At 68.4% G+C, this 9,480-nt stretch carries 9 protein-coding genes; 1 reads left to right on the plus strand and 8 read right to left on the minus strand.

The annotated features are described in order from the left end of the window. Nucleotides 1-7: 7 nt before the first annotated feature. From DFP85_RS01045 to DFP85_RS01070, 6 genes are all read right to left on the minus strand, one after another. Nucleotides 8-2,863 (minus strand): molybdopterin-dependent oxidoreductase, encoded by a 2,856-nt coding sequence (locus DFP85_RS01045; RefSeq protein ID WP_133634071.1) that lies wholly within the window; start codon nt 2,861-2,863, stop codon nt 8-10. A gap of 26 nt (nt 2,864-2,889) precedes the next feature. Beyond that, nucleotides 2,890-3,093 carry a twin-arginine translocation signal domain-containing protein gene (locus tag DFP85_RS01050; protein ID WP_133634073.1) on the minus strand — a complete coding sequence of 68 codons (204 nt, stop codon included), beginning with the start codon at nt 3,091-3,093 and terminating at the stop codon, nt 2,890-2,892. A gap of 95 nt (nt 3,094-3,188) precedes the next feature. Further along, a complete protein-coding gene (locus DFP85_RS01055; protein ID WP_133634075.1) occupies nt 3,189-3,791 on the minus strand; it encodes a TorD/DmsD family molecular chaperone in 603 nt (200 codons plus the stop codon). A 4-nt stretch (nt 3,792-3,795) separates the two neighbouring features. After that, the gene (locus DFP85_RS01060) at nt 3,796-5,508 is read right to left on the minus strand and encodes a 4Fe-4S binding protein (RefSeq protein WP_133634077.1); all 1,713 of its coding nucleotides are present in this window, start codon (nt 5,506-5,508) and stop codon (nt 3,796-3,798) included. Between the two features lie 187 nt (nt 5,509-5,695). Continuing rightward, a complete protein-coding gene (locus tag DFP85_RS01065) occupies nt 5,696-6,280 on the minus strand; it encodes a DUF3306 domain-containing protein (protein ID WP_133634079.1) in 585 nt (194 codons plus the stop codon). After that, entirely contained in the window at nt 6,277-6,708 is a 432-nt protein-coding gene (locus tag DFP85_RS01070) for a DUF3305 domain-containing protein (RefSeq protein ID WP_133634081.1), read from the minus strand. Before DFP85_RS01070 ends, DFP85_RS01065 begins: the two co-directional genes overlap by 4 nt. 95 nt (nt 6,709-6,803) lie before the next feature. Here DFP85_RS01070 and DFP85_RS01075 point away from each other — a divergent pair, with 95 nt between their 5' ends. After that, the gene (locus DFP85_RS01075; RefSeq protein ID WP_133634084.1) at nt 6,804-7,649 is read left to right on the plus strand and encodes a formate dehydrogenase accessory sulfurtransferase FdhD; all 846 of its coding nucleotides are present in this window, start codon (nt 6,804-6,806) and stop codon (nt 7,647-7,649) included. A 3-nt stretch (nt 7,650-7,652) separates the two neighbouring features. On the opposite strand, the gene DFP85_RS01080 is transcribed toward DFP85_RS01075, so the two are convergent. Together DFP85_RS01080 and DFP85_RS01085 are read right to left on the minus strand one after the other, a co-directional pair. Continuing rightward, nucleotides 7,653-8,288: a helix-turn-helix domain-containing protein gene (locus DFP85_RS01080; RefSeq protein WP_133634086.1), complete on the minus strand. Its 636-nt coding sequence runs from the start codon at nt 8,286-8,288 to the stop codon at nt 7,653-7,655. 150 nt (nt 8,289-8,438) lie between these two features. Then, nucleotides 8,439-9,374 carry a histone deacetylase family protein gene (locus tag DFP85_RS01085; RefSeq protein ID WP_133634089.1) on the minus strand — a complete coding sequence of 312 codons (936 nt, stop codon included), beginning with the start codon at nt 9,372-9,374 and terminating at the stop codon, nt 8,439-8,441. Nucleotides 9,375-9,480 lie beyond the last annotated feature (106 nt).

Consider the following 9,480-nt stretch of genomic DNA (forward strand, 5'->3'; position numbering starts at 1 on the left):
GTTCTCCTCAGCTTGCCTTCTCGATGCGACACAGCGTGCACTTGGTTTCCTGCATCTGGGTCACCGAGTCATAGCCGTAGGTGGTGGCGGTGTTGGCCGCCTCGCCGAGCACGTAGGGGGCCGAACCTTCCGGATAGCGGTCGTGCAGGCTCTCGCCCTGGAACATGCCGCCGAAGTGGAAGGGCATGAACACCACCTCGCGGGCGACCCGCGGGGTGACCAGCGCCTTGACCTTCACGCGGCCACCCTCGGCGCCCTCGACCCACACCATGTCGCCCTCGGCGATGGCCAGGTCGTTGGCGAGGGCCGGATTGATCTCGACGAACATCTCCTGCTGCAGCTCGGCGAGCCAGGACATGGAGCGGGTCTCCTCGCCGCCGCCCTCGTACTCCACCAGGCGCCCGGAGGTGAGGATGATCGGGTACTCCCCGGTGACGTCCTTCTCCTGGATGGTCTTGTAGAGGGTCGGCAGGCGGTAGTGGGAGGCCACGTCGTCCCAGGTCGGGTAGTCGGCCACCAGGTCGCGGCGACTGGTATAGAGCGGCTCGCGGTGCTTGGGGATGGGGTCGGGGAAGGTCCAGACGTTGCAGCGCGCCTTGGCATTGCCGAACGGGGCGCACTCGTGGGCGATCGCCACCCGCTGGATGCCGCCGGAGAGGTCGGTCTTCCAGTTCTTGCCTTCCGCCTCGGCCTTCTCCTCCTCGGTCAGGTCGTCCCACCAGCCCAGGTCCTTGAGCATGGTGTCGGTGAACTCGGGGTAGCCGTCCTCGAGCTCGGAGCCCTCGCTGAACGAGCCGTCGGCGAGGATGTTCTCGCCATTGCGCTCGATGCCGAAGCGGGCGCGGAAGGTCAGGCCGCCCTCTGAGACCCGCTTGCTGGTGTCGTAGAGGATCGGCGTGCCGGGGTGGCCCATCTCGGCGGTGCCCCAGCAGGGCCAGGGCAGGCCGTAGTAGTCGCCGTCGGCGGGCCCGCCCTCGGCCTTGAGGTCACGGAAGCTGAAGGTGTGCCAGTTCTGCTGGTGGGCCTTGAGGCGCTCGGGGCTCTGGCCGGTGTAGCCCACCGTCCACATGCCGGCGTTGAACTCGCGGGTGATGTCCTCGATCAGCGGTTCGTCGCCATTCATCTGGTAGTTCTTGACCAGCTCGTCGCCGAAGCCCAGTTTCCTGGCCAGCAGGTACATGATCTCGTGGTCGGGCTTGGACTCGAACAGCGGCTCGATCACCTTGTCACGCCACTGGATGGAGCGGTTGGTGGCGGTGACGCTGCCGGTGGTCTCGAACTGGGTGGCCGCCGGCAGCAGGTAGACGCCGTCCTGGCGGTCGTGCATGACCCCCGCCACGGTGGGGTAGGGGTCGACGATGACCATCATCTCGAGCTGCTGCATGGCCTTCTGCATCTCGGGACCGCGGGTCTGGGAGTTGACCGCGTGCCCCCAGTAGAACATTGCCTTGAGCCGCGTGCGTTGGGAGATGTCCTCCTCCTGCTCGAGCACGCCGTCGATCCAGCGGGAGACGGTGATGCCGCTGGAGTACATCGGCTGGCCGTCGGCGTACTCGGCCTGGTCGAAGCGCCCCTTCAGCCACTCGTAGTCCAGGTCCCAGACCCGGGCCCAGTGCTTCCAGGCACCCTCGGCCAGGCCGTAGTAGCCGGGTAGCGAGTGGGACATCAGGCCCAGGTCGGTGGCGCCCTGGACGTTGTCGTGGCCGCGGAAGATGTTCGCCCCGCCGCCGGACTTGCCGATGTTGCCCAGGGCCAGCTCGAGGATGCAGTAGGCCCGGGTATTGTTGTTGCCGGTGGTGTGCTGGGTGCCGCCCATGCACCACACCACGCACCCCGGACGGTTCTCGGCCAGGCGCCGCGCGGTGTCGTGCATCGCCTCCTCGGAGACGCCGGTGATATTCTCGACCACCTCGGGCGAGAACTGGGCCACCTCGTTGCGCACCTCGTCCATGGCATAGACGCGCTGGCTGATGTACTCCCGATCCTCCCAGCCGTTCTCGAAGATGTGCCACAGCAGGCCCCAGATGAAGGCCACGTCGGAGCCGGGGCGAATCCGCACGTAGCTGTCGGCCTTGGCCGCGGTGCGGGTGAAGCGCGGGTCGACGACGATGATGTTTGCCTGGCTGCGCTCCTTGGCCAGCAGGATGTGCTGCATGGCCACCGGGTGGGCCTCGGAGGGGTTGGAGCCGATGAACATGATCGACTTGCTGTTCTGGATGTCGTTGAGCGAGTTGGTCATCGCCCCGTAGCCCCAGGTGTTGGCCACCCCGGCCACGGTGGTGGAGTGGCAGATGCGCGCCTGGTGGTCGGTGTTGTTGGTCCCGGCCAGGGCCGCGAACTTGCGCAACAGGTAGGCCTGTTCGTTGTTGAACTTGGCCGAGCCCAGCCAGTAGATGCTGTCCGGGCCGTGCGCCTCGGTCAGTTCCAGCACCTTGCTGCCGATCTCCTCGATGGCATCCTCCCAACTCAGGCGCTGCCACTCGCCACCCACCAGCTTCATGGGATACTTGAGGCGGCGGCTCGAGTGGCCGTGCTGACGCAGCGAGGCGCCCTTGGCGCAGTGGGCACCGCGGTTGATGGGATGGTCGAAGGCGGGTTCCTGCTTGGTCCAGACACCCTCCTGGACCTCGGCATAGACGCCGCACCCCACCGAGCAGTGGGAGCAGACGGTCCGCTTGGTCTCCACCGGGGCATCGGACCAGGCGGTCTTCTCGGCGGCCTCGGCGCGCTGCATCATGGGGGCACCCATGAAGCTGGCGGCGGCGAGCCCGCCGGTGGTGGCCCCGCTGCGCTTGAGGAACTGGCGGCGGGAAATGCCCAGTCCACCGGCCCTCGGGGTATCGGATCTAGGTGTCAGACGCATGGCATCGCTCTCCTGGCTCGGGGCCGTCAGTCACGCAGCGTGGCGTAGAAGGCTCGGATGTGGGGGGTTTCCCGGTACTCGCGGGAGGGTTCGGCCTCCTTCGCCGTCGGCTTGGGGTCGGCCTGGGCCAGGGTCACGTGACCGACGGCCGCCGCGGCGCCGGCGGCGGCGGTACCGATGCCGAGCGTCTTGAGGAAGCGCCGGCGCTCCGGGTTGCGTGTGTTGGGCATGGGGATGTCTCCTCTACTCATGCTGTCTGTGGCCCGTGCCGGGGCCTTGTTGTGATTGTCTTTGTGTTTGTGGCATCACGGTCCGATGTGCGGCGTCAGGGTTCGACGATCCTGACGGGATCCTCGTGTGACTCGGCCTCGAGTCGCCGGGACTCCTCCTCGATGAAGGCCTGGCCGAGCAGGCCCAGGTGCGCGTAGAAGGGGGTGTCGACCCGGCCAAGATCCGCCAGGCAGTCCGCGGCCCAGGGTGCGAGGTGCGTCATGAAGAAGCGCGCCTCGTCACGGGCGCGGGCCTCGATCAGCATGGCCATCACCTCGCACAGGGCGGCCAGGTGATCCTCCGGGTCCCGGCTGTGCTCGGCACGCTGGAAGCCCAGCGCCTTGAGGTCACGGCGCAGGGCGACCAGTGCTGCGTCCATCAGCTCGCCGTTGCGATACCAGGAGGCGTAGGGCGTGATGTCGCCCTGCACCACCCCGACCAGATGGCGAAAGTGGGCCCGCTCGAGGGCAGCGGCCGTGGTCGCGCCCGCGGCGGCGACCAGTGATGCCCAGCGCTCGGCGAGCAGGGAGCCGTCCTGATCGACCTCCAGCCCGGCCAGCCACTCGAGCAGCGAGGTATCGGGTGCCTCGCGCAGCAGCCGGGCCACCAGCCGATAGACATCGGCCCGCAGGGCGTCGCGCTCGTTCAACTCGTTCATGGCGTCATACCTTCAGCTGCGATTCGGGGTCGCGGGCCATGGCCTGCCAGACATCCTTGACCCGGCAGTCCTCGCACATCTCCAGGCGCGCCAGGGCATCGCCGGCGAAGTAGGGATGATCGGCCAACTTGGCCTTGAGGGTCGCGACGGTACTCGCGGTGGCGAAGGGCTTGCCGCAGCGAATGCACGGGAAGGCGGCCTCCTCGTGCTGGACCCGGCGTTCGCCTCGCGCGGCGTCGGCCAGGAAGCCGGGCACCAGGGTGATGGCATCCTCGGGACAGGCCTCGGCGCAGAGCCCGCACTGCACGCAGTCCGCCTCGCGAAAGCTCAGCAGCGGACGGTCGTCGCCGGCGCCCAGTGCCGGGGTGGGACAGTTGGAGACGCAGGAGAGACAGAGGGTGCAGGCCTCGCCGTCGACCGCCAGGCCGCCATACGCGGCACCGGCCGGCATCGCATGGCGCTGGCCATCGGGTGTGCCGCAACGCGCCAGATGGTCCAGCACCTGATCGAGGCGTTCGCGCTTGTCGTTGCCGGTGAGCGCCAGGGGGGCGCCCTCCAGTGGCGCCTCGCCCGGCAGGGCGTCACGGGCCACCGCGTCCCCGGCCGTCAGGCGGCTTACCCGCGATGGCGAGTGGCCAAGGGCGTTCAGCAGGGCATGTGCCTGGGAGAGCTGGTCGTCGATGAAGGCCGTGAGACGGTCGGGCATGCCGGGGCGGCACTGGATGCGCACCTCGGCGGCGCCGCCGGCCAGGGCGGTCAACCACTGGTCATGGCCGGCGGCCCCCAGTTCCTCGAGAGGAATATCGAGAACATGGCCCGCGGCGTCGCGCTCCGTGGCCAGGTCGCCAGCTTCGACGAAGCGCACTACCGGTGCCGTGCCACCGGCATCCCGGTAGGCGGCGAGCCAGGCCAGCAGGGTCTCCTGCTGGCGGGCGGTCTCCGGGAGGCGGAACTGGATCGCCCCGGTCGGGCAGGCGCTGCTGCAGCTGCCGACGCCGTGGCAGCGGAAGGGGTCGATCTCGATCCAGGCGTCGATTCGGCCCTGTTGGCTCTTGACGGCATCGGCGGGGCAGACCTCCAGGCAGCGGGTGCAGCCCGTGTAGCCGCTGGCCGAGTGGGCGCAGAGGCCATTGTCGATCTGGAAGTAGCGCGGCTTGTCGAATTCGCCGACCAGGCCGGCGAGCGCCTCCAGCTGCTCGTCGCGCTGCGGGTCAGGCCAGGCGAGGGCGACATAGCCGGGCGGGGGCAGTTCCAGGGCGAGCAGCGGGGTCTCGCCCAGATCGAGCACCAGGTCGAAATGCTCGCGGTTGGCCAGGGCCCGCGCCAGGTCGAGGGTGTCGTCCTCGCCGGCCAGGCGGACCGAGAAGTGCCCCAGATAGCCCTCGATCTCGAGCGAACGGGCCTGCGACCTTGAGAGCCGTTGGCTGGCCATGCCGGCCGTCTCGCCGAGCAGCGCCTCGTCCTCCTCGTCGTCCTCGCCGTCGACCATGGGCTCGGTGAAGAGCAGGGCCGGAGGAGGGAGGCCCCGGTCGTGCAAAGCGCGGGCGGCACGCCGGACGTCGCGTTCGTTGCCGAGCACCAGGGCGTGCCCCTCGCTGCGGTAGCCGACACTGGCCGGGGTGAGGTTGACCGGCCAGGAGACTCGCTGGCGTGCCGCCTCCCGCGCCTGCCGGTTGCGGTCGTCATCCACCGGCATGATATCGATTCGCTGGTTCATGCAGTCTCACGGTCGGGTTGCGTAGGTTGAACTTGTTCTTGTTGTGAAGTGCTAATTAATCAGTGTTGGTCCAATCGGCGCCGCGCGCAAACGCTCCCTTGGTCTAATGCATAGGACTGATGCATGGCGCCGATAGGCCGGCTCAATGGACAGGCCCCGGGCCTTGGCCGGCTAGACCGCCCCGGCGTCATCCCGGGCGGTCATGGGAGCGCGGTGCCTCCTGTGCCTCATCGGTATCGGTATGAGACACCTCTTCGGGGGTATCCGGGGGACTCTCGTGAGTACCTCCATGAGTGCCTTCGCCGCCGGTGGCGATATCTTCTGACGGAACCTCCTCCGATGCCTCGTCGTCCTCCAGCTGCCGCCGGGTCCAGTTGCGCAGCCGCTCGGCCACCTCGCCGGCCAGCGGCTGAAGCTTCTGCCGGTAGTCATCGTCGTAGTCGTCGAGGCCGTCACGGATGCCATAATGCTTTCCGGCAAAGAGGCGCCGCAGGGCGCGCTTGCGCAGGCCACTGCTGACCCCGGAGGCCAGGTAGGCCGTGATGTCGCTGCCGGGCGGAAGGGTATCCGGGTCGGGCAGGGTGTGGTCCAGGCTGCCGGGGGCCGGCGAACGTGAGGAAGTGGCATCGCGCTCCGGGGCAACGGGTTCCCGCGGCGCAGGGTCCGGTTCCTCGCTCGCCCGTGTCTCACCCGCCCGAGGCGCCGACGGCGCCTCCGGCGATGCCGGGTGCTCGCCGCGCTTGAGGCGGGACCATCGCTCGAACCGGCTCATGCTCCGATCTCCCGGGCGCGCCCGGCCCCCTTGCGCTTCTTCTTGCGCCCCTCCGCCGGGGCCTCGCCATGATGGGCGAGGTAGGCCTCGATCCAGGCCTGTATCGCCAGCGGCATGTCCACTTCCAGTACCCGATGCTCGCCATCGAGCCAGCCGGCAGCCACGTCCTGGCTGGCGGTGATGGAGGCGGGTACCGGCCTGGCGCCGGCCTCACCCGCCCGCACGAAGAGCCGAGGGGTGGTACTGGTCAGGTTGAAGCGGTAGGCGGCCCGCTCGGTCATGTAGAGCTGCAGGTCCAGGGTCCAGGGACCAGCAAGCCCGCTGACGAGATCGACGATCCTCCAGCGGGTCGTGGTGAAGCCCTTGATGGCGAGCGGCTCGCCGGTGACATCGAAGCTGAGCGAGCGAGAGCTGCTGATTGGCGACATGTGAGGTATTGCTCCAGCCTTGTCTCTAGGTAGTAAAGACAGTAGGCGGAGACAATGCCATCATCGTCAATCAACGTTCTGCCGAGGAGCCGTCGATGCATGACATCCGCCTGAGCCGGGCGCGCCTGCCTGCCACCCTGGAGATCGAGGTCCTCGACGAGTTCGGCGAGGCGAGGCGGCAGGCCATCGCCGCGGAACGGGCCCTGACCGTCTACCTGAACAAGCGGGAGATCGTCACGCTCATGACCCTGGGCGCCGACCCCGAGGCGCTGGTGGTCGGTTACCTGCGCAACCAGGGGCTGCTGGCCCAGCAGCGGGACCTCCAGGCAGTGCACGTGGACTGGGAGGTGGAGGCGGCCGCGGTGGTCACCCGCAACCTGCCGGAGGACCTGGAGGAGCGCCTGGGCCAGCGCACGGTGACCACCGGCTGCGGCCAGGGCACGGTCTTCGGCCGGCTGCTCGAGGCGACCTCCCTGCGGCCGTTGCCGGCCACCGTGATGCGCCAGTCGGTACTCTACCGGCTGCTCGACAACCTCGGTGCCTACAACGAGACCTATCGCAGTGCCGGCGCCGTGCATGGCTGCGCGCTGTGTCGCCAGGAGACGGTGCTGGACTTCGTCGAGGACGTGGGGCGACACAATGCCGTGGATACCCTGGCCGGCCGCCAGTGGCTCGAGGAGGCGGACTCCGCCGGCGCGGATATCTTCTACACCACCGGGCGGCTGACCTCGGAGATGGTACTCAAGGTGGCGCAGATGGGTATCGGGGTCCTGGTGTCGCGGTCCGGGGTGACACAGAAGGGGGTGGAGCTGGCCGAGCGCTTCGGCGTGCTGCTGATCGCCCGGGCCAAGGGCCGCCACTTCCAGGCGATCCATGGCGCGGGTCGGCTCGAGCTGGATGCCGTCCCCGCGCGGCGCCCGGGGGACCGGGCGCGGGCCTGAGCCTCAGGTGCTGCTCTCGCCCCGGGTGCAGACCGACAGCACCACGGCATCGTCATCGCTGACCGAGACCAGGGCATGGCCCATGGCACTGTCGAAGTAGATGCTGTCGCCGCTGGCCAGGGCCAGCGGCTCGTAGTACTCGGTGAAGAGCAGGATCTCGCCGTCGAGCACCATCAGGAACTCCTCGCCGTCGTGGCGCACCCATTCACTGAACTCGTCGAAGGCCCGCGCCCGCACGATGGTCTTGAAGGGGATCATGCGCTTCTGGGCGAGCTCGCAGCTGAGCAGCTCGTGCTCGTAGGTCGGGGTGGGGTGGCGCTGCCCCTCGCCCCGGCGGGTGAGGTCGCGCCGCCCCATGGTACGGGGCTGCACCCTGGGTGGCGAGAGCAGCTGGGGCAGGTCGATGCCCAGGCCATTGATCAGCTTCTGCACCGCGGTGAAGGTGGGGGAGATCTGGTCGTTCTCGATCTTGGAGAGGGTGGAGCGCGCCAGGCCGGTGCGCCGGCTGACGTCCTCCAGGGTCCACTGGTGCGCCAGGCGGATCTCCTTGAGGCGCTCGCCGAGGCGCAGCGGCTCGACGAAGGGCTTGCGGCCGGCGGCAATGCGCAGGGCGGCATCCTGATCGGTGGTGGCGGTCATGCGCTGTTCACTATAGGAAACGAGGTTTCCCCCAGCCTACCACAGTCGCTGCCCGCGGCCCCACGCCCGCGACGCCGTCATGCCGAGGAGCGACGGGCGAAATGCCTATCCGGCGGAAGTTCGGCTGTTTCCCGGCGACGAGAAACGGCCTCAATCGCCGAAGGGCAGTCCGAGCAGGGCCTTGAGGTGGGCCTCGGCACTACGCCCCAGGGAATCCAGGTCATAGCCACCTTCGAGTACCGACACCAGGCGGCCATCGGCATAGAGGGCGGCGATCTCCAGCGCCATGTGGGTGATCCAGTGGAAGTCCTCGTCCTCCAGGCAGAGCTCCGCCATGGGGTCCTCGCGGTGGGCGTCGAAGCCCGCCGAGACGAGCACGATCTCCGGCTTGAAGGCATGCAGGGCAGGCAGCCAGTCGTCCTCGATCGCCTGGCGGAAGGCGGCGCTGCCGGTGCCGGCGGACAGGGGGGTGTTGACCACGTTCTGCCATTCGCTGCGCAGGTAGCGCCAGGGGTAGAAGGGGAACTGGAAGCTGGTGCAGACCAGCACCTCGGGGTCATCCTTGAAGATGTCGATGGTGCCGTTGCACTGGTGGACGTCGAAGTCGAGGATGGCGATCCGGCGGGCCCCGTACTTGGCCCTGGCATGCGCCGCGCCCACCGCCACGTTGTTGTAGAAGCAGAACCCCATGGCGTCGCTGGCCTCGGCATGGTGCCCCGGGGGGCGCACCGCGCAGAAGACGTTGTCGGCCTGGTGGCGGAACACCTGGTCGACGCCACGTACCACCGCCCCCGCGGCCACCCGCGCCGCCTTGAGGCTGTCGGGGTTCATCATGGTGTCACTGTCGAGGGTGACGATGCCATGCTCAGGGACGCACTTGTCCAGGGCCCGCAGGTGGCGAAGGGGGTGGACCCGTGCGAGCTGCTCCTCAGTGGCCTCCCGGGCCTCGGACTGCATGGTCTGCTGCAACACGCCGGAGAGCATCAGCCGCGCCCGGATGGCATCCAGGCGCAGCGGGCTCTCGGGATGTTCGGGGCCCATGTGGTGCAACTGGCAGTCGGGATGAGTAATGTAGGCGGTGATCATGCACTGGCTCCGAGGTGACTGAAGCCACCTTAATCGTGACGCCCGCTTGCAGAACAGTGTCAATAAGTCTTACACAATGAAGGGCAACGTTCCTTCAGGGGGGATC

The organism is Halomonas ventosae (assembly GCF_004363555.1).
Classification (GTDB): Bacteria; Pseudomonadota; Gammaproteobacteria; order Pseudomonadales; family Halomonadaceae; genus Halomonas; species Halomonas ventosae.

Excerpts from the sequence above, each read along its gene's own strand:
- DFP85_RS01085 (WP_133634089.1), bottom strand. The coding sequence starts at position 9,374 with ATGATCACCGCCTACATTACTCATCCCGACTGCCAGTTGCACCACATG.
- DFP85_RS01045 (WP_133634071.1), bottom strand. The coding sequence starts at position 2,863 with ATGCGTCTGACACCTAGATCCGATACCCCGAGGGCCGGTGGACTGGGC.
- DFP85_RS01065 (WP_133634079.1), bottom strand. The coding sequence starts at position 6,280 with ATGAGCCGGTTCGAGCGATGGTCCCGCCTCAAGCGCGGCGAGCACCCG.
- DFP85_RS01055 (WP_133634075.1), bottom strand. The coding sequence starts at position 3,791 with ATGAACGAGTTGAACGAGCGCGACGCCCTGCGGGCCGATGTCTATCGG.
- DFP85_RS01080 (WP_133634086.1), bottom strand. The coding sequence starts at position 8,288 with ATGACCGCCACCACCGATCAGGATGCCGCCCTGCGCATTGCCGCCGGC.
- DFP85_RS01075 (WP_133634084.1), top strand. The coding sequence starts at position 6,804 with ATGCATGACATCCGCCTGAGCCGGGCGCGCCTGCCTGCCACCCTGGAG.
- DFP85_RS01060 (WP_133634077.1), bottom strand. The coding sequence starts at position 5,508 with ATGAACCAGCGAATCGATATCATGCCGGTGGATGACGACCGCAACCGG.
- DFP85_RS01050 (WP_133634073.1), bottom strand. The coding sequence starts at position 3,093 with ATGCCCAACACACGCAACCCGGAGCGCCGGCGCTTCCTCAAGACGCTC.
- DFP85_RS01070 (WP_133634081.1), bottom strand. The coding sequence starts at position 6,708 with ATGTCGCCAATCAGCAGCTCTCGCTCGCTCAGCTTCGATGTCACCGGC.